Genomic DNA, 24,113 nt, shown 5'->3' with positions numbered 1-24,113 from the left:
TTACCATATTTGAAAATTTTTTGGCAAAATACCATTGATTTTTAGTTAAGTTAGAATTATTTATGTAAAGAAAAAAGGCGGAGATGGTTTGTTACCCATTTCTCCCCCAATCATGCACTTGCACTTTCTTTCCGATGCGAAACGTTATGCACTATTAAAAAGTACGAATCAAAAACAAACACTCCTTCTTTTTACTATAGAAGGAGTGTATTTATTGCAAATGGTGTCAGGCACCATTTGCCCTATTTCTATTATGCTTACCTTTATCCAACCTGCTTAATCGGCGTTGAATCCATGTTTCTTAATATCCGATAAATTTCTAGAAGTAGAATATTTAACCCCAGCCATACTCCTCCGAAAACGCAGCCTGCAGCAACATCACTTGGGAGCTCGATATTAAAATACAAACGACTGATGGCTATAAGAATTAACAAAACCAAAACCGCTATCGGAATAAATGTATGAACCCACACCTTTCTGCTATGACGCACAAAGAGAAATACGGCAAAACCGTAAATGACAATCGTCATGAGCAACTGTTCACTCGGAAATCTATAAAACAGATTATCCATCATCGATTGATTAACAGGTGAGAGTTTGTGAAAAATACTCCTTAGGCTTTCCTCATAGATCTCGCCGCCGCCTACCACAAGAAAAAGAGACAAAAATTCTATCCGTTTATCTCTGCCTTTCCATAAAATCCAAAACACTGTAAGAGTAATCAGCAAAAGGTGAACCTGTTTGGAACCCATGAGTAAGAAAATCTGCATAGTCTCGGTCCAGTCTTTACTAAACGTTAATGAAACCAACAAACTGACAATTTCATTAAAGTCCGAGAATTCTCCCGCAAGGAAATCTTGGATCATCCCAATCATTAAGATAATAAGGCCTAAGGTCAGTGCCGCAGTAATCCCTAAGAGAAGTCCTACCCGTCTTCGGGAATGGAATATATTCATTGTGATATTCAATACTCTTACTGCTGCGTCTTTCAACTCCAATTTGTACCTTTTAATAATATAGACAGCGATCATCAATATTGCAGCAATGATCCCCCCTATAATGAGGTATGTTTTAATAGAACTGTGAAACTGCTCCCACTGGGGACCTAATATCTTGCCAAGCGTAATAAATGTTGTCACCCAAATAAATGCACCACTATAGGCAAACAGCACAAACTTCCGGAACGGAAGCCTTGTTATTCCTGAAAAATAACCAGTGATATGTCTGACTCCAGGGATAAAATAGGCGATAATCAGTAATTTATTTCCATGCTTGCTATACCATTGCGACGTTTTTTCAATTCTTTCCGGTCCTAAATGAAAACGATGACCGTATTTTACAAAAAAGGGTTTTCCTAATTTAAACCCTATCCAAAAAGATAAGGTCATTCCCATACAAGCTCCCGTTCCTGCCATTAAGATGCTTACGAGCCAATTTAGATGACCTTGAAAAACCAAAAACCCACTGTAACTCATAAGGATTTCTCCAGGTAATGGTAAAGCAATTAATTCAAGAAATAAGGCCGCAAAAAGGACAATATACCCGTACTGATCGATATAAGCTGTATAATTGCTCAAGGTTTGTCCTCCTTTTTGTTACTATTATGCCCTAGCTCTATGAAAAAAATTGGGCTGTATAACTAATTCAGACGTCATGCTTTTAGTCTGTTGGCAAAGGACTTGCCTTTATTATCCTTCTGATCATTCCTCAGCCGCTGACCCGAATCAGTACCGTTGGTAAAAGACAAAAACAAGAAATAAAAGGCTAAAAGAAAAAAACATATGATTAGAATATTGGTTATTTAAAAGGCATGTTCCCTTTAGGTAAGTACAATTCAACTTCCGTTCCTACTCCTTCGGTACTTTTTACTTTAATTTCACCGTGATGCTGTCTCATAATATTTTTGGCTATTGACAGACCCAGACCTGTTCCTCCTGTCTCCCGGCTTCTAGCCTTGTCAACTCGGTAAAAACGTTCAAAGATATTAACTATTTCAGACTCAGGTATGCCAATCCCGTAATCTTTCACCCTAATGACCATAAATTCTTCCTTTTCCTCTAGATACACATCGATTTTCTCCGAACTGTATTTAATGGCATTATCAATTAAAATGATGATTGCCTGCTTTAGCTTTAATTCATCAGCAATGGCGGTAATAGAAGCTTTCTGACAATTGAGGTCAATTTCCCTCTTATAGGCACTTTTCAGCTGTTTACGTATATTCTCACACAGGGCTACTAAATTGATTGGTTTTGTTTCTAACAAATTACCTGATTCTGTATCGGCTAAATCGAGAAACCTTTCTGTCATTCTTTGTATTCTCGTAGCTTCTGAATGAATTGATTCAATGGCATCATGGGCAACCTCTTCATTCCGTGTCCCCCGTCTTAGCAAAAGATCTGCATAGCTTTTGATCACCGTGAGCGGGGTCTTTAATTCATGCGAAGCGTCTGAAATAAATTGCTTCTGTTTTTCCAGGTTTGCCTCCAGTCTTTCAATCATTCGATTAAACGTAACCGCTAATTTTTGCAGTTCATCCTTTGTTTCATGTTGGATGACAATTTTTTTAGGGATCCCACTTTGCTCTATGTCCTCCATCGTATTAATCATATTTGAAATTGGTCTCATAATCAGATTGGACAGCCACCTGCCCCCCAGCAGGGATAATAGCGCTCCTAAAATCGTACAAAAAATAAGAATAGAAAGTAATAAGTCCTTTCCCAATTCCAATCCGGTTAATTTCTCTCCGAACTCAAGTGTGCCCGTAACCTGCCCATCTGCTTGGATTGGTACCCTGACAATCGCAATTTGTTCTTCTTGATTTTTTAGCCTAACGGCACGCCTTTCCGTCCCTTTTTCACTAGCAAATTGCGGTTTTATTTTTGCGGCCAAGTGCTTATCATTTGTTACTTGATTAACAATTTTTCCGTCAGGTTGAATGATCCTAATAAAAGAATGAGGCGTCAGATATGGGGTTAATTTTTCTTTAATAGCTGCAGGAGTATCATCCTGATTTAACTTCTTTATCAATTGGCCTGCCTTTTGAAAAAGGGTATTATCCTCCATATTGACCGTAATATTCAAAAACGAAAAAAAGACCACTGTGTTTACAGCAATTAACACACAGAGTATCCATGCGGTTGTGATCAGATTAATTTTGGTCGTAATCTTCATTTGCTACTTCTCCCTTATTGTATATCCAATCCCCCTGATCGTCTGAATAATGGTAGGGTTTGAAAAACCTTCTTCAATTTTCTTTCGTAAATGTCTGATAAACACATCAATTACATTTGTTTCCCCTTCATATTCATAGCCCCACACATGAAAAATAATATTTTCCCGTGTGACAATTTTATTTTTATTGGAAAGCAAATAAGCTAATAAATCAAATTCCTTGGGCGTTAACGTAATCGAAACCCCACCCCTGATCACCTCTCTCGTATCGAGGTTTACGGTTAAATCCGTTATGGATAACAGGGTTTCTTCAGGCTGCTGCGCCTTAACTGCAATGGAATTCTGACGCAGACATGACCGAATTCTTGCCAATACTTCCTCCATTTCAAAGGGCTTAGTAATATAATCATTTGCTCCTAGATCAAGTCCGGATACCTTATCCATCGTCATATTCCGGGCCGTTAGTAGGATGACAGGCAGCAGGTTGTTCTCTACTCGTATTTTTCTCAACACTTCAATCCCATTCATTTCTGGCAGCATAACATCCAATAGGACTAAATCTAATTTATCGTTCAATGCGGCTTGTAATCCTGACTTTCCGTCATAGGCAACAACCACTTCATAGCCTTCAAACTCAAGTTCAATCTTTAAAATTTTTGCAATTTGTTTTTCATCCTCAACAACTAAAATTCGCTTATTAATAATAAGCCCTCCTTTTTAGTGTTTATCCCAAGGCGGCAATTCAAAATATTATGTGTGTAATCCTCTTCTACAATGTAGCACCATTTTTTCCTATCTTTCATATTTTCATTGAAATTTAATCATTTATGTATACAGCACTTCAAGAAACAAACTACTGATAAACCCCAAAAAACTCCTTCTTTTTACCATAGAAGGAGTGAAATTATTGCAAATGGTGTCAGGCACCATTTGTTAAATTTTGTAAGGTGTGTTTTCGAATTGTTAATAGGAGATCGGCAAGGAAGTATAGTCCTGCCACAACCCAGACCCATATCCAAAATGGTTCTATGGATCCATACATAGTAGCAATTGCTGGATGAACCCATTTTAAACAAATTAGGGATAAGAACACCCAGCAGATGGAGAAGGGTAAACAAATATGTCCATGAAGCTGCAGCGGTGTATCTGAATAATCCCACCATTGCTGATGGAACCATTTCTGCAGCATTGCCCCGCTTACATACTCGACTAGGGTCGGAATGAAAAGGCATAAAAAGATAACAATAACCCAATTTGTTTCAGGTGAAATCAAATAAACCAAGAGTACCGGGGCAAAGCCGTACATCGGTTTAAAGGGGCCAAATAAAAAATTCTCTTTAAAAAATTCCCGGTTTGTGAAAAAGCTATAGCTATTTTCAAGCAACCAGCCAATGAACGAATACACCGTGAAATAAAACACAATGGCCGCAGCTCCATCAATTGAAAGAATTTCCGGATTTTGAAACACAAAGCTTAGAATCATGGCTTAACCACCTTTCTTAAATGGTAAATTACTACAATAGGTTTAGCCACCAAGCCTTCTAATATACCAAAAGTTTCCTATATATTCACAAAAAATGGCCTGACATCAAGTAAGTTTTCTTGGTGTTGTTAGGGACCTAAATTAGCGCGGTAAACTAAGCATTAATGTGCGATTTTATCTTTTGTTTAAATTCTAAATTTACAAAGAAAACAATCATAACGACCATGCTTCAAAATAAATGAACATCATGTTGATTATCCATCAATAAGTTTATTATAATTGGTTTAGCATCGATAGAAATAAACAATAAATTAACCAGTTTTATCTATTAAATAAAACAACCATAGTTCAGGTTTATTTTTCGATAAAAAAAGTTTACTGGGGGTATGTGGACATGTCTGAGCGGCTGGTAGATAGACGAATTATTCGAACAAAGCGGATGATCCGCGACGCTCTTACTATGCTAATGGAGGAAAAAGGATTTGAAGCGATTACCGTCCGTGATCTAACGGAAAGAGCGGATATTAATCGCGGAACCTTTTATTTACATTATGAGGATAAATACGATTTATTAGAGCAATGCGAAGAAGAAATTATCAACGGAATCAAAAAGTTAACTCTTAAGCTCAATCTAAAAGACGCCTTAAGCTTTGATGGTCAAAAGGAGCCATTTCCGTTTATTGTTTACTTGTTTGAATACTTTCACGAGAATTCCAGTTTTATGAAGGCCGCTTTGGGTCCAAACGGAGATGCAGCATTTCAGGAAAAATTGAAGGAATTAATTAAAAATACCTTTTACCAAAATATCCTCTCCAATTTGCAACAAGAAGACATGCTTGTTCCAATTGATTTTCTCATCGCCTATATCAGCTCGGCAAACCTCGGTGTAATCCAGCATTGGTTAGAAAGCGGGATGGAAAAATCACCGCGGGAAATGGCATTGATTTTAGCGCGAATCACCCTTTTAGGGCCTAGACATGTTACAGGTTTATATAGTAAAGAGAAGTGAAGACAGTTAGAGCATCTTCACTTTTTTTAATATGTCAAAATGATAATAATTAAAGGCTGATAACTTTCAAGTAAGAGTAACTGATGTACTGTATTGGAAAATTTTTTTATTGCAAAAATTGAGTTTCTGGTGATATTATTGTTAGTACTTGAAATTAAGGTATAAGAAAATGAACTAATAGTTCAAGGAGGACAATAATGGAAACAACCAATATAAAAAATGAACGTCCACCATATGGGATTCTTGCCATCCTTATGATTGGGGCTTTTATTTCCATGTTAAATGAAACACTATTGAATGTTGCACTCCCATCGATCATGAAGGATTTAGATGTGGGTGCATCAACTGTTCAATGGCTGTCAACAGGTTATATGCTGGTGAATGGGATTATGATACCAGCAACAGCCTTTTTGATTCAAAAATATTCCGTTAGAGGGTTATTTCTAACCGCGATTAGTTTATTTACAGTAGGAACATTTCTTGCGGGATTCTCCACCGCCTTTCCTTTATTGTTAGTTGCTCGGCTAATCCAAGCTTCTGGATCGGCGATTATGATGCCCCTGCTAATGAACGTGATGTTAAACAGCTTTCCACCTGAAAAAAGAGGGGGAGCGATGGGGCTTTTCGGACTCATTTTTATTTTTGCTCCGGCAGTTGGCCCGACATTATCCGGTTGGATGCTTGAACATTATGATTGGAGAATGCTATTTCACTTTGTTTCTCCGATTGCAGTGATTGTCCTTTTAATCGGGTTTTTCTTACTTAAGGATAAAAAAGCTAAAGTCGAGATTAGTCTTGACTTCCTCTCGCTAGTGTTATCAAGTATTGGATTTGGAGGATTGTTGTATGGATTTAGCTCAGCGGGTGATAAAGGCTGGGATAGTCCACAAGTATATGGAACGATTATTGTCGGTGCGATTTCATTAATTATGTTTATATTACGTCAATTTAAACTTGAAAAACCAATGCTGGAATTCAGAATCTATAAATACCCAATGTTTGCATTATCATCAGCAATTTCTGTTGTTATCTCTATGGCGATGTTTTCAGCAATGCTGCTTTTACCGATCTATGTCCAAACAATTCGCGGGATTTCTCCAATGAAATCTGGCTTGATGATGCTTCCAGGTGCACTATTGATGGGAATTATGTCCCCAATTACCGGGAAATTATTTGATAAGATTGGCGGCCGCATTTTGGCTGTCGTCGGCTTATCGATTACGATTCTAACAAGTTATTTTTTCAGTAAATTAACGCTTGATACATCTTATACACATTTAATTCTTTTATATTCAGCACGGATGTTTGGGATGTCGATGGTGATGATGCCTGTTATGACAAATGGCTTAAACCAATTACCTGCGCGTTATTATCCACACGGTACAGCGATGAACAGTACATTGCAGCAGGTATCAGGCGCAATTGGTTCTGCGCTGCTCGTCACGATCATGACAAATCGGACGAAAACACATGCGGAAGATTTAGCTGCATCCGCTATGAAACACTTAACGGTGAATCCTACTCCTGATGTATTAGCTGAAATGAAGCAACAGATTGCAATGAAAGCGATGTTGGAAGGAATTAATGATTCTTTCGTCGTATCGGTTGGAATTGCAAGTATTGCTCTTATCCTTGCTTTCTTTATCAAACGCGCAAAACAAGCGGATGACCCGAACGAAGTGAAACCGGCTGATCAAAACATGGTAAATGAATTAGTAGAAAATTAATCCGATAGGGATGACTAAATGTCATCCCTATTTTTTTATTTAAATCTTTTTCCAGTAGACTTTCTTTAAAAATTCGTCGCGTTTGGTCATGGATATTTCCAGACACTTTATCCCTTTTTGAAATTATAGACATAATTCATCTTTCTGTTCATTGTTAAAACCGTCTGGAGTTGTAAAATAATAATAAGAACGATTTAACTTCAGGGGGAATAAGAATGGATTCAACCATTAAAGTGGAACAGGTGAATAAAAGCTTTGGCAAAAAGCCCGTTTTGAATAATGTTAACTTAACCATCCCGAAAGGCCAATTATTCGGGTTAATCGGTCCTTCAGGAGCTGGGAAAACCACGCTAGTAAAAATGATCGTCGGCATGGAAAAGTCCGATACAGGTTCGATTCATGTTTTGGGCAGAAAAATGCCAAATCTTAAGTTATTACAGGAAATTGGTTACATGGCGCAATCCGATGCCTTGTATGTTGAGTTAACAGGTGAAGAGAATCTGAAGTTTTTTGCATCACTTTATAAGTTGAATAAAGAAGAGCAGAAAAGACGAATCACCTATGCGGCCGATCTCGTTAATCTGACACCTGATTTAAAGAAACGGGTAGCTGCTTATTCTGGTGGAATGAAACGGCGTTTATCCCTGGCGATTGCGCTCATTCAAGATCCGAAAATTTTGATTTTAGATGAGCCAACTGTAGGAATTGACCCGGAATTAAAATTGTCCATTTGGGCAGAATTATTACGTTTGAAAAATGAAGAAGAAAAAACGATTATCGTGACCACACACGTAATGGATGAGGCGGTTAAATGTGATTATGTTGCAATGGTTCGCGATGGTCGCATTTTAACAAGTGGCACTCCAAATGAGTTAAAAGCGTTATTCGAAACAGACGATTTCGATGAGGTATTCCTGAAAGCAGGGGTGAAACAGTCATGAGAATTATGGCATTAATCAAAAGAATATGTCAGCAAATGCTTCGTGATAAACGAACATTAGCATTAATGTTTGTGGCTCCGCTATTAATTTTAACCCTTATGTACTTTTTATTTAATGGGAATACCGTTACACCGAAGTTAGGTGTCACGGGGGTTGATTCTAGTCTTATAAATGCCTTAAAAGATGCCGACATTAAGGTAAAAGAATATGAGACAGTTACGAAAAACACGGTGGTTGATGATAACCTTAACGGACTGCTGCAGCAGGAAAATGGAAAAATGGAATTAACACTCCAGAATGATGACCCTAGTTCCGCAAAGGGCTTACAAGCGAAGGTAAACCAAACGGTTTCAGCTCTTGGTATGTCCAAACTCATCCAGCAAAATCCGGCATTAGCAGGGATGATGCCTAAAAAGATTGAAACAAACTATGTTTATGGAAATAAAGACACGGTGTTTTTCGATGTTTTAAGTCCTATATTCGTTGGTTTCTTTGTCTTTTTCTTTGTCTTTATCATTTCAGGTATTGGGTTATTGCGCGAGCGGACAACAGGAACATTAGAACGGTTATTATCAACCCCGATCCAAAGAGGAGAAATTGTCACGGCTTATTTGGCCGGCTATGGGATGTTTGCAGTTATTCAAACGGTTATTGTCGTTTTTTATTCAATTAATGTATTAGATATCGTGCTCGTTGGATCGATATGGAATGTACTTCTGATAAATTTGCTCTTAGCATTGGTGGCATTATCATTAGGAATATTGTTGTCAACGTTCGCCGCTTCCGAATTTCAAATGATGCAATTTATCCCGATAGCAGTCGTTCCACAAATATTTTTTGCTGGGATATTCCCTCTAGAGGGAATGGCAGATTGGCTGCAGGCGATTGCAAAGGTATTCCCTATGTATTATGCCGGCGATGCATTAAGGGGCGTCATGTATAAAGGATATAGTTTTAGTGAGATTAGCTTGGACCTTTTAGCCTTAGTAATCTTCGCTGCAATATTTATCATGCTTAATATCTTTTCATTGAAAAAGTATCGTAAATTATAACAACAAGGGGGGATGCCTATACATCCCCTCTTTTTTTGTTACTTTACGTATTAGTTTTTATACTCAACTCCATGCCACCACTTCCCCAAGCATTGCATTTACATTCGTCAAATGCAATTCAGCTGCTTTTCCAACCCTATCCTTTTGCGGCCAAAATTACATCCAATTTAATACAAGAGCTATAAAAAAATATTACAAGAATAATTAAAAGTGAAAAACAAATAATATTTACCATAATTATACTGTATAGGGAGGTCTAGCTATAAAGAAGTCAGATTCAATTACAGTATTTCAATTAATTCTATTATCGATGACTGCGATTGGCTTAAAGAATCATGTCACTATTATTTCACCACTGATACAAACTGTAGGAAGGGATTCTTGGTTAAGTGTGATTGTTTCACTTTTTTTGATACTTCTCTGGATTCCTCTTCTATTTTTTATTCATAAAAAAACAAAGCAGGAGCACTTGAATAAATGGATACAAAAATATACTGGAAAATGGCTAGGCAACATCATTTTTTTTATTATTATCCTTTATCTTACCATTTTAGCAGGGGTGACATTAAGGGAAACAATTACTTGGGTCAGTATTACTTTCCTCCCGAAGACCCCTTTTTTTTGATGGCAGTTTGTTTTGCTTTGGTTTGTTGGGTGCTGGCAGGGACGAGTCTGCGTACCTTGAGTATCGTTAATATTTTTCTTTTATTTTTTATTACTATTCTCGGCTTTTTTGTGGCGTTTGCCAATTTTCAATACAAGAATTTTTCACTTCTTATGCCCTTTCTCGAACATGGGTTTCGGCCTGTTTTAAAGGGAACGGTATATCAATGTTCAGGGATGGTTGAATTAATGCTCCTTCTATTTCTTCAACACAAAACTGAAACACCCATTCGGTTTCGCCATTTTGTTATAGCTTCAATCATTTTAACACTGTTAACAGTTGGCCCTCTTATAGGAGCTGTGATTGAATTTGGACCCGTGGAAGCATCAAAACAGCGATTTCCTCCATACGAGGAATGGGGACTGGCCTCTCTTGGAAATTTTATTGAACACGTCGACTTTTTATCTATCTACCAATGGCTATCAGGTGCATTTATCCGAATTTCATTACTTTTGCTGCTAATAAAGGAATATCTTCCATTTAAACAAAAACAAAAATGGTACCTTTTATTTATTTTAGCTGCAATTACTGCTATAACATTACTGCCAATCACTGATTTTCAATTCATGGAAATTTTATCTGCAATCATTTTACCATTTACAGTTTGGTTCTTCTTAGGCTTATCAGTTTTCCTCGGTCTATTAGCAGCGTTCTTTGAAAGAAAAGTTTGGAGGCCGAACAATGATGTTTAAGAAAAAGCAAAAGAAAACCACTCTGAATATAACTAAAAATCCTGATGAAAAGGATATTTCAACAGCCGCAAAGTCCCTTAACGAACAAACTCTTCGGAGTTATTCAAAAAAAACGAAGATGTAAAATTTGAGCCTTTTACATTTAATCAGCACAAGGTGATGCTCACTTACTGTCAAGGGTTAGTTAGAAACGAAATGCTTTATCAAACAGTTCCCGAACGTCTTGAAGCTTTTTTTTCGCAATTACAAGTAGAACCTAGCAAGGAAAAGATTCTCGAGCTCCTTCGCCTCCCTTCTCTAAAATTGGTAGGAAATGAGGATGAAGCAGTTTCAGAGATTTTTTCCGGAAAATTGCTGTTGATTTTCAATATACCGGGAAGCATTTTTCTGGTGGACATTTCTGAACGGCCACAGCGAAACCCGGAAGAAACAAAAACAGAAGTTAATCTCTTAGGCCCACGAGACAATTTTATCGAAGACATTTCTATCAACACCGCTTTAATTCGAAAACGACTTCGAACAACCTCGCTTGCAAGTAAATCGCTTGAAATTGGCAGGCGAACCAGAACGAAAGTTTCTGTACTATTTATAGACGATATTACTGATAAGGAAATTTTACAAACAATCATGGAAAAGTTGTCTGCTATTGATATTGATGGACTTTTCAGCGGTACACAATTAGAAGAATTAATAGATAAAAACCCATTCGGTTTCTTTCCGCGTCATGCCTATACGGGACGGCCGGATTTTGCCGTTCAATCTCTCCTTAACGGCAGAATCATTATTTTAATCGATGGGATTGCTTATGCTTACATTACACCCGTAAACCTGTTCTTTCTGTTAAAGAGTACCGAGGATAAAGAGCAGAACTATGCTTTTAACTCATTTGAGCGATTAATGAGAGTTGTTGGAATTCTTGTGGCCACTTTTCTTCCGGGTTTCTGGGTTGCCCTCTCTGCTTTCCATCAGAATCAGCTTCCGCTCACGCTCTTAGCAACAATTGTAGAATCGAGAAGAGGAGTTCCTCTGCCCACTGCTCTCGAAGCCTTATTAATGCTGCTTATATTTGAATTATTTAGGGAAGCAGGTCTGCGCTTACCAACCGCAGTAGGTCAAACACTCAGCGTAATAGGCGGACTTATTATCGGAGATGCGGCAATTAGAGCGGGTTTAACAAATCCTGCCATGCTTGTTGTCATTTCAGGCTCGACTATTGCTACCTTTACACTGGTAAACCAGTGGTTAATTGGAACAGTTTCTATAATACGGTTTTTTGTCATCTTTTGTGTTTCTCTTTTTGGTTTTTTTGGTTTTTTTATATCAATCTATATTATTTTAATTTACATTGCTCAAATTCGGATTTTTGGGGTTCCTTATTTAGGTTTAGCTACCCGTATTGATATGATGAATATCTTAAAATCTGTTTTTCGTTTACCCGATTCAAAAAAAGGCAATAGAGCAAACTCTCTGAACCCTAACGATCCTACCCGAAAAGAAGGGAAATCCTAATGAGGAGAAAACTGATAAAACACTTTTTTCTTACATTGATCGTGCTGATAGTGTTCCCGATAGCCGGCTGTTGGGATACAAATGAATCCGAGCGAATGGTATATGCTCAAGGGCTTGGAGTGGATTATAAGGATGGCCATTATACCGTTTATTTACAAGTGATAAATTTACGATTAATGGCTAAATCTGAGTCCAGCGGACCCGGAGGGGCTCAAGTAAATGTTGAAGTCGGCCATGCTTCGTCAAAATCGTTTGATAAAGCAGTCTTCAACCTCTATAAAAGTGCCCAAAGACGCATATTTTGGGGACATCTTTCCTATCTTGTTTTCACAGAAGATGCCCTAAAACATGTGGGGGTCAAAGCGACGATTGATATGTTGGATCGCTATCGGGAGACACGCTATCGTATTTGGATGTATGCAACAAAGGAACCACTTTCAAAAGTATTCGTTACCACCCCCATTCTTGATATGTCAACCGCCCTATCAAGGCTAAGTGATCCAAAAGCCGCATTTCATCAAAGTTCGTTTATTCGTCCAATTGATATGAGAGAACTGCTTATCGCGCTGGACGAGCCCGGACATGAGGTAATTATGCCTTTCATAAGCATTTCTGCAAAAGCATGGGTAACTGATAAGGGGGGACATGATGCCATTAAAATAGATGGAATTGCTGTTACTACAGCTGATGCTCTTAAGGGAGACATAACAAACGATTACGCCATAGGTTTTAGGTGGATGAGTAAAGATTTTGTTCGAGACGGGATAGAGGTAAAAAGTAAAGAAGGGTCAAAAGTTAATCTAGTGATTGAAAAGTTAAAGGTAAAGGTACTCCCAGTAGTAAAAAATTCGAACATTCATTTTAATGTACAGATCAAAGCTAAAGCTGTTGTTCTTGTCCTTGTGGAAAAAGTTAATCTTGCTAGGTTAGCAACAGAAACAGAAAAGGAAATAAAAAAACAAGTTATGGAAACATATACAAAGGGACTTAGCATCGACGCAGATGTGTATCGACTATCAGAGGCTCTTTATAGGAGAAACGTAAAAGCCTGGAAACAAGCAGAACATAATGGAAAAATTCCGTTAACAAAAGATTCCATTAAGCTGGATATAAAAGTGAAATTGGTCAATGGAGCTAAACAACGGGGAGAGCCTACTATTGAATAACTCTATCCATACCTTTTGATTCATTTTGCACCTTCAGGGCTTTGAGCCTAGACTTAGATAGTCGTTTATCCTTTACGATGATCAAGGAATTAAGAATTTTAACTGAAACCCTGCTCTTGGGCCCCTCTTAGTAAACAAAGGGCCCTTCTCGATAATATTATAGACTCTAATTGGTTCCTTTTACGACAATTTAAAACCCTGGAGACATCGCTCCAGGGTTAAATCCATTTTTACGTTAACAACAGAACCCGTGGTGGTGCATCGGATAATATCCATGATGGAATCCATGATGATGGTGGAAAGGATAGCCACCATATCCCGTGCCATAGCCACCATATCCCATGCCATAACCCCCATATCCCATGCCATAACCAGGATAACCTGGATATCCAGGATATCCTCCATAACCCATAGGGCTTCCAAAGAATTGTCTTTCCATTTCTTATCTCCTCCTCAAATTGTTTCAAAATACTATATGTGTCCATATTTAAAGAGGAATAGATATTTGCCTATATTAGGTGATTTCTTTACTGTTATTTTATTTTGTGTTTAGGTATAAATCCTCGTTACAATGCTGAATGTTATCATTTGTTCCTGATTTATCATTAAGATATCAAATTCCAATGACCACTTCTGCTAAATACTACACTCCATTAAATGGATTATATATAAAAAAAAGAGAAGGGTTAACTTCTCGGTAAAAATAATTAACAACTTATCGTATTATTCAATAAGTTCAACATATCGGTAAAGTCGAATGGCTCCTCTTTCTTAACACATTCTGCAAATTGAGACACAAGCTTCAATGTTTCGATGCTCTGAACCGGATAGTGCCCTGCAGCACTTTCAGCCGACAACATGACAGCATTTGTTCCATCTAAAACGCTTTGAAATACATCCATGACTTCTGCCCGGGTTGGTATAGGGTTATCTACCATTGATTGAAGCATTTGTGTAGCCGTAATGACATAGGTATTCAACCGATTACATTCTCTAATCATAGCTTTTTGCAAAAGTGGAATCCATTGGTAGGGCAGCTCTACCCCTAGATCCCCTCTAGCAATCATTACGGCATCAGTCTCCTTACATATTTCTTGGAAGTTATGGATTGCCTCAATGGTTTCAATTTTCGCCACCAATTGAGGAGCATGCCCTTGTTTACCTTTAATAAAATTCCTGATTTCATTGATATGAGACGCTCTGCGTACAAATGAACAAGCAATGAAATCAATTTCTTCTTGTAATAGGAATTCAATATCTAATTTATCTTTTTCAGTTATTGAAGGTAAACTTGTAACAACCCCTGGTAAATTCACTCCTTTATGAGAAGAAATTTCTCCACCAGATCTGACCTTTGTAACAACTTTAGTCTGATCTACAGAAGTAACCAACAATTCTACGGCGCCATCATTAATTAAGATACGATTATTTGGTTGGACATCTTTGACTAAATTTTCATAATCAACACTTGCCTGTTGTTCGTTACCAATAATTTGATTACAAACAAGTGTAAAGTCCTGTCCCGTTTTGAGCGTGACTTTTTCACCTTTAACTTTACCTAATCGAATTTTCGGACCTTGTAAATCCCCTAGAATTTTTATTTGTTGTCCCATCTCATTACTAAGTGTTTTTATTAATCGAATAACGTTACTGTGACTTTCGTATGTCCCATGGGAAAAATTCAATCTGGCAATCGTCATACCATGATTAATCAATTCAGTAAGAACGGATTTATCATTACTTGCAGGGCCAATTGTACAAATACGATCTATCGACATAGGATCACCTCAAATTATGAAAAAATTTCTTGTAAATCTCCTATGACAACTATTTTTCTCTGTATAAGAAAATAAATACTTAGGAATCATGGTGAAACAAAAATTCTTTTTGCACAAAAATCAATAATTTCTCTTCTTCGGATAATACCAATAAATGTATTATCATCATCGACAACCGGAACAAAATTTTGTTCAATTGACTTTAAAATAATGTCCTCAATTTCTGAATTTATCGAGATTGCTTGATTTTTTTGGTGAAGAGGTACTTCATTTAGCCAAATTTTTCTTGTGCTTTCAAAATTAAAATTTGGTGTGTTCTTTATTTTCCATAATAGATCGCCTTCCGTTAATGTACCAACGTACCTTCCATCACAATCTATTAAGGGAACAGCTGTATATCTGTGATATTCCATCTTTTCTAAGGTTTGCCTCATGGTCGATTCATATTTTATATATGCAACTTCATTTTTAGGTATAAGAAAAAATGCTATATTCAAGTAACTCACTATCCTTCATATCTGCTAATTTTTTATGAACCGATATTTCGCATAATCTTGATCTTTCAAGGAATAGCTTGCTGGTTCGGCACAACCTACTTCATTTGGTCTAGTGCCATATTTAATTCTAAAACGTTGACTCTAGGCTCACCAAAAATCCCCAGTTGACGCTCTTCTGTTTTTTCTTTTATTAACTGATAGACCTTTGCTTCTTCTATTCCTCTAGTCTTAGCAATTCGAGGAACTTGTATTTCTGCTGCTAATGGAGAAATGTGTGGATCAAGTCCTGAACCAGAGTTTGTTAATAAATCTGCAGGTATTTCTCCTTTCTTCACATCAGGATTAGCAGCAATAAAGGCTTCAATATCCTTTTTTGTCCGTTCAATCATGTCCTTATTAGAAGGGGCATAATTATTAGAACCTGATCCAGCCGCATTATACTCAATAGAAGATACCCGGCCACTAAAATATTTAGGATCCTTAAACATCTGCCCAATTAGCTCAGAACCAACCACTTTTCCATTACTTTCAATTAAGCTGCCTTTGGACTTATCAGGCATCGATACTGTTGAGATGCCGGTCACAACCAAAGGATAGGCAATCCCACAAATAATTAATAAAACAAGGCTGAGCCTTAAACTTTTTAACATTTAACCTCACCACTTTTGTTAGATATTTTTAAATAAACAAACTTAATGCGATATCAATCATTTTGATACCTATAAATGGCACCACGACACCGCCAAACCCATATATAAACAGATTGCGGTTTAATAATTTTGTTGCACTCATTGGAATATATTTAACACCCTTCATCGCTAATGGAATAAGCAATGGTATTATGATGGCGTTAAAAATGAGTGCTGAAAGAATGGCGCTATCTGGGGTTTGAAGGTTCATAATGTTTAGTGCTTCCATCTTAGGTATAGCTATCATGAAAATGGCAGGAATGATGGCAAAATATTTAGCAACATCATTCGCGATACTAAACGTTGTCAAAGCACCACGCGTCATCAGCAGCTGTTTTCCTATTGATACAACTTCAATAATTTTCGTTGGATCAGAGTCTAAGTCAACCATGTTAGCCGCTTCTTTTGCCGCCATTGTTCCAGTGTTCATAGCCAGGCCAACATCCGCTTGTGCAAGTGCAGGTGCATCGTTTGTGCCGTCACCTGTCATTGCGACCAATTTTCCTTCGGCTTGTTCCTTTTTTATAACAGCAATTTTATCTTCAGGTTTTGCTTCGGCAATAAAGTCATCTACGCCAGCTTCTTTTGCAATGGTTGCAGCAGTCAAAGGATTGTCACCAGTGCACATGACTGTTTTTATCCCCATTTTTCTTAACTCATCGAACCGCTCTCTCATGCCAGCCTTCACGGTATCCTTCAAATAAATTAATCCTAAAATACGATTTCCAACAGCTACAGCTAAAGGAGTTCCCCCTTCGACGGCAATTTCCTTTGCCTTTTCTTCCAAGTCGACTGGAACTACTCCGCCTTGCTCCTTCACATATGCTTTAATGGCATCAACCGCCCCTTTACGTACCTCCATACCATCTGGAAAATTAGTTCCACTCATCCGAGTTTCCGCTTTAAATTCTACTCCTTCTGTACCAGAAATCTCTGGAAGGACAGTATTAAATTTTTTACCTAGTTCAATGATAGACCTGCCTTCCGGTGTATCATCATGAAGTGAACTAGCCACTGCTGCACGGTTTAATTCATCCTGAGTAATATTTTGAACAGCTAAAAAGGATGCCGCCATCCGGTTACCATGTGTAATCGTACCCGTTTTATCCAGAATGATTGTATTAATATCTCCAGCTGCTTCCACTGCTTTACCTGACATGGCTATGACGTTAAACTGAGTGACACGATCCATACCTGCAATACCAATGGCCGAAAGAAGACCGCCTATGGTTGTCGGGATTAAGCAAACAAGCAGGGCAATTAAAGTTGCAATCGAAATATTAGCATTAACATATGAAGAAATAGGAACAAGTGTTGTACAAACAATTAAGAATATTAGCGTTAAACTAACTAAAAGCGTATTTAACGCGATTTCATTCGGTGTTTTTTGGCGTTTCGCCCCTTCCACCAAACCAATCATCCGATCAAGGAAGGACTCACCAGGATCAGCAGTGATTTTTACTTTTATGCTATCACTGGTTACTCGAGTACCACCTGTAACCGAACTGAAATCACCACCTGATTCTTTAATAACTGGAGCAGATTCGCCAGTAATCGCTGATTCATCTACTGAAGCAACTCCTTCTATTACCTCACCATCTCCAGGAATCATTTCGTTGGCTTCTACTAGGACGACATCACCCTTGCGCAATTCGGTTGAATCAACAATTGTATAACTGCCATCTTTTTGTAGCCGCTTTGCTTTCGAATCTTGTTTTGTTTTCTTTAAACTATCTGCCTGAGCTTTTCCCCTGCCTTCAGCCAATGCTTCTGCAAAATTAGCAAACAAGATTGTAATAAATAAAATGCAGCTAACGATGCCGTTATAAAATGCGTCTGATTCTCCACCGAAAAGAGAAGGAAAAATCGACAATAAGAAGGTAATAACGAATCCTACTTCTACAACAAACATAACTGGATTTTTTACCATTAACATGGGATTCAGTTTTTTAAATGAATCCTTTATCGCATTTTTAACAATCTCTTTACTGAGAGTATTTTTACGCGTTGTGTTCATATAGGAATACTCCTTTACATTCTGTTTTCTTTCATTATCGTATGGTCAGCCAATCTGCCACTGGTCCTAGCGCAAGTACTGGGAAGAATGTTAAAGCACCTACAATCAATACTGTAGCGAGTAAAACAACCATGAATGTACTGTTATCTGTTTTAAAGGTACCAAGTGTCTCAGGTACTGGTTTTTTAGCCAACATTGATCCTGCCACTGCGATCATGGCAATCATTGAGAAATATCGTCCAAACACCATGACTATACCCGTTGAAATATTCCAAAATGGGGTATTGTCTCCTAGTCCCTCAAATCCAGATCCGTTATTGGCAGCTGATGAAGTGAACTCATACACTACCTGGGAAAGACCATGGAATCCAGGATTGGAGATGGCAGCTGTCCCCATATTAGTGGCAAGAGCAATTGCAGATGGCACCAATATGATTAACGGATGAATCAGTATCGTAATAGCAATTAATTTCATTTCCTTTGCTTCAATTTTCCTGCCCAGAAATTCAGGAGTACGACCAACCATTAAGCCAGCTAAGAATACGGCTAAGATGGCATACATTAATATATTGATAGACCCTACTCCGTCTCCTCCAAACACACAGTTAAGCATCATTTGACCTAGTGGTACAAGCCCTCCGAGAGGAGTCAATGTATCATGCATATTGTTAACTGAACCTGTAGTAGCAGCAGTTGTTACCGTTGTAAATAATGCAGACTGAGCAAGACCAAATCTAACTTCCTTCCCTTCCATACTGCCGTTTTCCTGTGACAGACCAATTCCCTTTAAGGCAGGATTTCCATTAGCTTCACTAAAGTATGCAAGTGACAGGAATCCGAGGAAGATGATCCCCATTGCTGTGAATAAGATAATACCTTGTTTCCGGTTTTTACTCATTCGTCCAAAAGCAAATGGCAAAGAAGCTGGTATTAAAAACATAGAGATTATCTCGATTACATTCGAAAGCGGTGAAGGGTTCTCAAATGGATGAGCAGAGTTCACTCCAAAGATCCCACCCCCATTTGTACCTAAGTGTTTAATAGATTCCAATGCAGCAACAGGACCTCGTGCTATCTTTTGTACTATACCTTCAACTGTATGAGCTGTAACTGTCGGTTCCAATGTTTGCGGAACTCCTTGACCAACAAGGAACAAGGCAACAATAATCGATAATGGAATAAGAATACGTGTGAGTGCACGTACTAAATCAACATAAAAGTTACCGATGCTTCTCTGACCTGTAATACCTCTGAAAAAGGCGATACAAAGCGCTAAACCAGTGGCAGGAGTAGTGAACATCAGAAAAATAATGACCATCATTTGAGAGAAATAAGATAACCCAGATTCACCACTATAGTGCTGCAGGTTTGTATTTGTTAAGAAGCTGGCAATAGTGTTAAATGATAAGAGTGGTTCCATGGCCCCTATATCACTCGGATTACCCGGGAGTAGGTGCTGGAAACGCACAATGATATATCCAATCCCGAACATCACAAGATTACTTAATAAAAGAGCTTTAGCGTATTGCTGCCATTTCATATCAGTTTCTTTTATTCCAGAAATTTTATAGATTAATTTTTCTATGCCACCGAAAACTCTATCCAATCTGGTCGATTCTAAAGAGAATGCTGATGCTATATATCGCCCCATAGGTATTGCTAGGATAACAACCAAAACCAACACTATGGTTATTTGTAAAAAATCCATTTTGTTTTCCTCCGAGTAAAAAAATTAATATCTTTCAGGATGAATTAATGCATCAATTAAATAGATTGTTAATCCACCAACAATAACCAATAATAAAATCATTATTTATCGCTCCCCTGTTCCTCAATTACGCTTTCGCAAAACTTAATAAAACCGAAAAAGATAATGAAACATACTGCAATGAGTCCAATAGAAACAAGATCCATAATTATTTCTCCCTCCCATCCTGAAAATTATCCACGGAATAAAAAATAGACCAATGTTTACTTTTCCCCATTGAAATTAATAGCAAACACACCATGATTTCTATCCGATAAGATAGATAACCATGAAGGCTGCAATCATAATTTCAATATTCTGGAGAAAAAGTACTCATTGGTCTACTTAACGCCTAGCAAGCATATCGCTCTCTTTGCGTTCTGTCTTCCATGTTCCTTTTTCATAAAAATAGGCATAATAAAAAGACCTACTTTAAAATTCAAGCTGCTCTTTTGCTGAACACACAACAAAAAAAGCCCCTTGAAAAAGGTGGTCTTATGACCTCCTTCGCTTTAGCCGACGAAGTTAGCTGACGGGTAGGATGGCGAAAGAGTCTCTCATCCCTCCTGCTTATTGCAGAATTAACCCCATAAAAATTGGTTCCTCCGTTCCTGAATGTTTCAGGATTTGGCCGATATGCAATTGTTAATTTTGACAATATTGTAATCCCTTTGTAGAAATATGTGAAATCTCATTTTTGGCTAAAAACCGTCATTTTCAACCAAATATTTAAACAAATCACTTTAATTCTAACGTTTCCTTTTATTATCTCTTTATTTTATCAATTCAAATGTTATTGACATTTCAGCTATTCTGTAAGTATTATAGTGTGCATAAATATGACATTTTTTTAAAAATTTTGGGGGATATAAATCTATGGCTATATTAATTAAAAGGATGGAAGCAGAAATTAGTTCTGCATTTATTAAATTCCAACGGGATCTCTTAGGACGCGGCCCCCAGGAAGCTAAAACATACATTGTACAAGACATGGTGATTACTCGCTTTAAAGGAGTTTTGACAACAGAGGAAAAGCACCTTGTCAGTCATGAGAAAGGTAAAATGTTAGTGAAACAAATGCGGCAGGTCCTACTTGAAATGTACAGCCGAGATTTCGAAGAGATTGTAGAAAAAATAACCGAATGTAAAGTTCTCTCCAGCCACAGCGACATTAGTACAAAAACTGGCGAAAGAATTGAGGTTTTTATCATAGATAAGGACTTACAAAAATATTTAGAACAAAAGCAGTCGTAATTAACTTTCCGAGCATTTAAATTTATTCGATAGAAACCCAATAAACCACAATAATTTAAGGGTTTCTATCCTTGTTAAATATATTAATTAAGATTACTTTTGCTTCGATCAACAATTTCAGGTTGATGGTCTGCAACAACTAATACATCCAAATGACGCACAGCCCGAAGTAACCTTTGTACCACTGACCCTTTTAAAATTTCTTCTATCCTCTTCCGTGCAGAATGGCCGATAATCACTTGTGTTGCATTTTTTTCATTTAACTGTTGTACTAATTCCCCAACTACTTGTCGGTGATGAGAAGTTTCATACATTTCGAAGATTCCACCAAGTCGTTCTGTCATTAATTTGATGTTCTCGAGATTCTTTTCCTCCTCTTCAGTTAGCGGTGAATGATCTTGAACGTAAACAACATACCATTCTGCTTTTAACCGATAAGCTATTCGAAACCCTCGCCGAATAAGAGGCACACTGTCAGGACGTAAGTTTACACAAACAAAAATAACCTCCTGTTTTCTCCATGGACCCCTTAATGTCCGCTTCCTCTCCCATGACTCAAGTCTTTCATCTACATCATCGGCAACCTCACGTAAAGCTAATTCACGCAGAGCAATTAAATTACCTGTTTTAAAAAAATGACTTAGAGCTTGTTCTACTTTTTCATTTGCATAAATATTTCCTTCTCGCATTCGTTCTCTAAGTGCTTTAGGAGAAATATCTATAAGTTCAATTTCGTCTGCCATTCTTAGAACTTGATCCGGTACTGTTTCACGGACACGAACCCCAGTAATTTGTTCGACACTATCATTTAAGCTTTCTAAATGTTGAATGTTCATGGTTGAAATAACAGAAATTCCTGCTTTTAGAATTTCCTCCACATCTTGATAACGTTTTTTATTATCACTCCCAGGGACATTGGTATGCGCCAATTCATCTACTAGTACAACTTCTGGATTTCGTTTAATAATTGCTTCTGTATCCATTTCTTCCAGAACTACATTTTTATAATGGATTTTTTTCTTTGGTATTAATTCAAGGTTCCCGATTTGTTCAAATGTTTCTTTTCTTCCATGTGTTTCAAGTAGCCCAATGATGATATCCAAACCTTTTCTTTTTAATAGGTTGGCCTCACGAAGCATCGTATAGGTCTTGCCAACACCTGGTGCTGCGCCTATATATACTTTTAAATTTCCTCGTCTAATCCGATCTATGTGTTCTTCCACTTCTTGATTTGTCATACGATGGTAGGGATTTTTCTTATTATCTACCTTCCACTTAGCTGGGATTACTCTTTCTCCATTTTTTTCAGTACGGTCCGCCACAATAAAAACATCCATATTCCTTGTTTTACGCAGTATTTTATTTATGATTGATCCATAAATTATTTCCTCAAAGCGGCTTCGTTTTGATTGCCCCATTACAATCCTGGTAACGTTCTTGTTCGTTGCATAGTTAACAATTTCCTCCGCTACTTCATCTCTAGTTAATGGTACTTCTTCAAATTCTCCATCAACTTTATCAACTAGCTTAATAATGGATCTCTTAAAAGTCTCCTCTTCCTTAGAAAGCTTTTTATTGGGTAAGCGAAAACAGACGACATATAATTCCCCACCTAAACGTTTTGCAATTTGTTGGCCTCGGCGTATTAAAATTGATCCGTTCCAATGGTATTGAACGGAAACAAGAATTCTCTCCGTAGCACCCGATGGTCCAATTAACCCCTGTTTTTCACGGTAGTCATCTAATTCTTCATTCACTTCACCAGCTAAAAAGCGTAAAGAAAGTTCACGTAAAACGGCCAAATTATCTCTCCTGAATAATGTTTGCCGTTTTCTCTTTTCTTCATGTACTTCATTGATAAAACCATCTTGAATTCGATTTAGGATTTGTTCAGGAGTTACATCTAAAAGCTTCACCTCATCTGCCATCGAAAGAGTATTATCTGGTACACAATCGTCTACTTGTACCTTAATACCCAACAGTTTTTCAGCAACCTCTTTGACCCCTTCTAATTCATAGATGTTTATTGTTGTAATTACACTAATATTATTGCTTATTAACTTTAAAACATCTTCAAGCCTTGTCTTATATAACGCATCAGGACGATTACGGTGTGATAATTCGTCTACAAGTACTACTTCAGGATTTCTTTCAATGATAGCAGGTAAATCCAAATCATATTTATGGATTCCATTTTCCATCCATTCAATTGGTGGAACGCGTTCTAATTCCCCTATTTGTTCAATGGTATGAGGGCGGTCGGATGCACTTATAATTCCAATGACCACATCAATTGATTTTTTCTTAAGCTCATTACCTTCTAATATCATATTAAAAGTCTTTCCTGTGCCTGAAACAGCCCCAAGGATGATTTTTAATCTGCCGCGTTGAACCTTATAAATAGATTGTAAGAATTCCTCTGGTGATTTTCTTCGAAATTTGTCCGACATCATTACCCCTCCTTTTCATAAATATACAAAAATAGGAGAGCAATCCTTACTCCCCTCAATAATTCCTATGTACAGCAATAAATATCTAGTAAGTGTAATCATTCAAATGTTTTATCTTATCCATAAAAATCACAGTCTAAAATCGAAAAAATAAGTTAGTGCAGGAATAAAGAAGAGTAAAAAAGCCTTAATAATAAAATCTTATAGATTTGATTTCTCTTTTTTCAAATACATTCCTACTATAGGGATATCATAAATAGTTTG

20 protein-coding genes, 1 pseudogene and 1 riboswitch are annotated in these 24,113 nt (G+C 37.4%); of the genes and pseudogenes, 9 read left to right on the top strand and 12 right to left on the bottom strand.

The genetic code is table 11. The features are described 5' to 3' along the window. Positions 1 to 263 precede the first annotated feature (263 nt). The 4 genes from V7150_RS04280 to V7150_RS04265 all read right to left on the bottom strand — a co-directional run bounded on the left by V7150_RS04280 (position 264) and on the right by V7150_RS04265 (position 4,657). The gene (locus V7150_RS04280; protein ID WP_335513942.1) at positions 264 to 1,577 is read right to left on the bottom strand and encodes a VTT domain-containing protein; all 1,314 of its coding nucleotides are present in this window, start codon (positions 1,575 to 1,577) and stop codon (positions 264 to 266) included. Positions 1,578 to 1,797: 220 nt separating this feature from the next. Continuing rightward, positions 1,798 to 3,174 (bottom strand): sensor histidine kinase, encoded by a 1,377-nt coding sequence (locus V7150_RS04275; protein ID WP_335513939.1) that lies wholly within the window; start codon positions 3,172 to 3,174, stop codon positions 1,798 to 1,800. Positions 3,175 to 3,177: 3 nt separating this feature from the next. Continuing rightward, the gene (locus tag V7150_RS04270) at positions 3,178 to 3,876 is read right to left on the bottom strand and encodes a response regulator transcription factor (protein ID WP_438825751.1); all 699 of its coding nucleotides are present in this window, start codon (positions 3,874 to 3,876) and stop codon (positions 3,178 to 3,180) included. Positions 3,877 to 4,093: 217 nt separating this feature from the next. After that, positions 4,094 to 4,657, bottom strand: coding sequence for a putative ABC transporter permease (locus V7150_RS04265; protein WP_335513936.1), 564 nt, complete (start codon positions 4,655 to 4,657; stop codon positions 4,094 to 4,096). A gap of 394 nt (positions 4,658 to 5,051) precedes the next feature. Here V7150_RS04265 and V7150_RS04260 point away from each other — a divergent pair, with 394 nt between their 5' ends. From V7150_RS04260 to V7150_RS04220, 8 genes and pseudogenes are all read left to right on the top strand, one after another. Continuing rightward, complete coding sequence (locus V7150_RS04260; protein WP_335513933.1) at positions 5,052 to 5,666, top strand: TetR/AcrR family transcriptional regulator; 615 nt, start codon at positions 5,052 to 5,054, stop codon at positions 5,664 to 5,666. A gap of 197 nt (positions 5,667 to 5,863) precedes the next feature. Next, complete coding sequence (locus V7150_RS04255; protein WP_335513930.1) at positions 5,864 to 7,393, top strand: DHA2 family efflux MFS transporter permease subunit; 1,530 nt, start codon at positions 5,864 to 5,866, stop codon at positions 7,391 to 7,393. Between the two features lie 215 nt (positions 7,394 to 7,608). Further along, a complete protein-coding gene (locus tag V7150_RS04250) occupies positions 7,609 to 8,334 on the top strand; it encodes an ABC transporter ATP-binding protein (protein ID WP_335513927.1) in 726 nt (241 codons plus the stop codon). Beyond that, positions 8,331 to 9,386, top strand: a complete 1,056-nt coding sequence (locus tag V7150_RS04245) for an ABC transporter permease (RefSeq protein ID WP_335513924.1) — start codon at positions 8,331 to 8,333, stop codon at positions 9,384 to 9,386. Before V7150_RS04250 ends, V7150_RS04245 begins: the two co-directional genes overlap by 4 nt. 310 nt (positions 9,387 to 9,696) lie before the next feature. Continuing rightward, positions 9,697 to 10,742: pseudogene (locus tag V7150_RS04235) on the top strand (GerAB/ArcD/ProY family transporter). Continuing rightward, entirely contained in the window at positions 10,732 to 10,866 is a 135-nt protein-coding gene (locus V7150_RS04230) for a hypothetical protein (RefSeq protein WP_335513914.1), read from the top strand. Before V7150_RS04235 ends, V7150_RS04230 begins: the two are co-directional and overlap by 11 nt. Before the next feature lie 32 nt (positions 10,867 to 10,898). Further along, the gene (locus tag V7150_RS04225; protein ID WP_335513911.1) at positions 10,899 to 12,251 is read left to right on the top strand and encodes a spore germination protein; all 1,353 of its coding nucleotides are present in this window, start codon (positions 10,899 to 10,901) and stop codon (positions 12,249 to 12,251) included. Further along, positions 12,251 to 13,417 carry a Ger(x)C family spore germination protein gene (locus V7150_RS04220; RefSeq protein WP_335513909.1) on the top strand — a complete coding sequence of 389 codons (1,167 nt, stop codon included), beginning with the start codon at positions 12,251 to 12,253 and terminating at the stop codon, positions 13,415 to 13,417. Before V7150_RS04225 ends, V7150_RS04220 begins: the two co-directional genes overlap by 1 nt. A gap of 180 nt (positions 13,418 to 13,597) precedes the next feature. Here V7150_RS04220 and V7150_RS04215 read toward each other — a convergent pair whose 3' ends face one another. The 7 genes from V7150_RS04215 to V7150_RS26555 form a co-directional block, all read right to left on the bottom strand. Beyond that, entirely contained in the window at positions 13,598 to 13,822 is a 225-nt protein-coding gene (locus tag V7150_RS04215; protein WP_335513907.1) for a hypothetical protein, read from the bottom strand. Positions 13,823 to 14,124: 302 nt separating this feature from the next. Then, entirely contained in the window at positions 14,125 to 15,195 is a 1,071-nt protein-coding gene (locus tag V7150_RS04210; RefSeq protein WP_335513905.1) for a pyruvate kinase, read from the bottom strand. Positions 15,196 to 15,281: 86 nt separating this feature from the next. After that, positions 15,282 to 15,692 (bottom strand): CBS domain-containing protein, encoded by a 411-nt coding sequence (locus V7150_RS04205; protein WP_335513902.1) that lies wholly within the window; start codon positions 15,690 to 15,692, stop codon positions 15,282 to 15,284. Between the two features lie 95 nt (positions 15,693 to 15,787). Then, on the bottom strand, positions 15,788 to 16,342 hold the full coding sequence (gene kdpC, locus V7150_RS04200; protein ID WP_335513900.1) for a potassium-transporting ATPase subunit KdpC: 555 nt from the start codon (positions 16,340 to 16,342) through the stop codon (positions 15,788 to 15,790). Between the two features lie 28 nt (positions 16,343 to 16,370). Then, positions 16,371 to 18,398, bottom strand: a complete 2,028-nt coding sequence (kdpB, locus tag V7150_RS04195) for a potassium-transporting ATPase subunit KdpB (RefSeq protein ID WP_335513899.1) — start codon at positions 18,396 to 18,398, stop codon at positions 16,371 to 16,373. Positions 18,399 to 18,432: 34 nt separating this feature from the next. Next, complete coding sequence (kdpA, locus tag V7150_RS04190; protein WP_335513897.1) at positions 18,433 to 20,106, bottom strand: potassium-transporting ATPase subunit KdpA; 1,674 nt, start codon at positions 20,104 to 20,106, stop codon at positions 18,433 to 18,435. Positions 20,107 to 20,130: 24 nt separating this feature from the next. After that, on the bottom strand, positions 20,131 to 20,208 hold the full coding sequence (locus V7150_RS26555; RefSeq protein WP_420490253.1) for a potassium-transporting ATPase subunit F: 78 nt from the start codon (positions 20,206 to 20,208) through the stop codon (positions 20,131 to 20,133). Between the two features lie 436 nt (positions 20,209 to 20,644). Beyond that, positions 20,645 to 20,788: riboswitch (cyclic di-AMP (ydaO/yuaA leader) on the bottom strand. 233 nt (positions 20,789 to 21,021) lie between these two features. Between V7150_RS26555 and V7150_RS04185 the strand changes: the two genes are divergently transcribed. Beyond that, on the top strand, positions 21,022 to 21,399 hold the full coding sequence (locus V7150_RS04185; RefSeq protein ID WP_335513895.1) for a DUF2294 domain-containing protein: 378 nt from the start codon (positions 21,022 to 21,024) through the stop codon (positions 21,397 to 21,399). 83 nt (positions 21,400 to 21,482) lie between these two features. Here V7150_RS04185 and V7150_RS04180 read toward each other — a convergent pair whose 3' ends face one another. Further along, a complete protein-coding gene (locus tag V7150_RS04180) occupies positions 21,483 to 23,849 on the bottom strand; it encodes a universal stress protein (RefSeq protein WP_335513893.1) in 2,367 nt (788 codons plus the stop codon). Between the last annotated feature and the right edge of the window lie 264 nt (positions 23,850 to 24,113).

The organism is Neobacillus drentensis, from assembly GCF_036965245.1.
Lineage (GTDB): Bacteria > Bacillota > Bacilli > Bacillales > Cytobacillaceae > Neobacillus > Neobacillus drentensis_G.
The sequence above is the reverse complement of the archived record's forward strand: the minus strand, read 5'-3'. Positions and strand labels throughout refer to the sequence as shown.

What these genes read in the sequence shown, in the direction of transcription:
- V7150_RS04230 (WP_335513914.1), top strand. Translation starts at nt 10,732, where the DNA reads ATGATGTTTAAGAAAAAGCAAAAGAAAACCACTCTGAATATAACTAAA.
- kdpA (WP_335513897.1), bottom strand. Translation starts at nt 20,106, where the DNA reads ATGGATTTTTTACAAATAACCATAGTGTTGGTTTTGGTTGTTATCCTA.
- kdpC (WP_335513900.1), bottom strand. Translation starts at nt 16,342, where the DNA reads ATGTTAAAAAGTTTAAGGCTCAGCCTTGTTTTATTAATTATTTGTGGG.
- V7150_RS04260 (WP_335513933.1), top strand. Translation starts at nt 5,052, where the DNA reads ATGTCTGAGCGGCTGGTAGATAGACGAATTATTCGAACAAAGCGGATG.
- V7150_RS04265 (WP_335513936.1), bottom strand. Translation starts at nt 4,657, where the DNA reads ATGATTCTAAGCTTTGTGTTTCAAAATCCGGAAATTCTTTCAATTGAT.
- V7150_RS04180 (WP_335513893.1), bottom strand. Translation starts at nt 23,849, where the DNA reads ATGTCGGACAAATTTCGAAGAAAATCACCAGAGGAATTCTTACAATCT.
- V7150_RS04215 (WP_335513907.1), bottom strand. Translation starts at nt 13,822, where the DNA reads ATGGAGGATATCCTGGATATCCAGGTTATCCTGGTTATGGCATGGGAT.
- V7150_RS04220 (WP_335513909.1), top strand. Translation starts at nt 12,251, where the DNA reads ATGAGGAGAAAACTGATAAAACACTTTTTTCTTACATTGATCGTGCTG.
- V7150_RS04250 (WP_335513927.1), top strand. Translation starts at nt 7,609, where the DNA reads ATGGATTCAACCATTAAAGTGGAACAGGTGAATAAAAGCTTTGGCAAA.
- V7150_RS04185 (WP_335513895.1), top strand. Translation starts at nt 21,022, where the DNA reads ATGGCTATATTAATTAAAAGGATGGAAGCAGAAATTAGTTCTGCATTT.
- V7150_RS04275 (WP_335513939.1), bottom strand. Translation starts at nt 3,174, where the DNA reads ATGAAGATTACGACCAAAATTAATCTGATCACAACCGCATGGATACTC.
- V7150_RS04245 (WP_335513924.1), top strand. Translation starts at nt 8,331, where the DNA reads ATGAGAATTATGGCATTAATCAAAAGAATATGTCAGCAAATGCTTCGT.
- V7150_RS26555 (WP_420490253.1), bottom strand. Translation starts at nt 20,208, where the DNA reads ATGATTTTATTATTGGTTATTGTTGGTGGATTAACAATCTATTTAATT.
- V7150_RS04255 (WP_335513930.1), top strand. Translation starts at nt 5,864, where the DNA reads ATGGAAACAACCAATATAAAAAATGAACGTCCACCATATGGGATTCTT.
- V7150_RS04210 (WP_335513905.1), bottom strand. Translation starts at nt 15,195, where the DNA reads ATGTCGATAGATCGTATTTGTACAATTGGCCCTGCAAGTAATGATAAA.
- kdpB (WP_335513899.1), bottom strand. Translation starts at nt 18,398, where the DNA reads ATGAACACAACGCGTAAAAATACTCTCAGTAAAGAGATTGTTAAAAAT.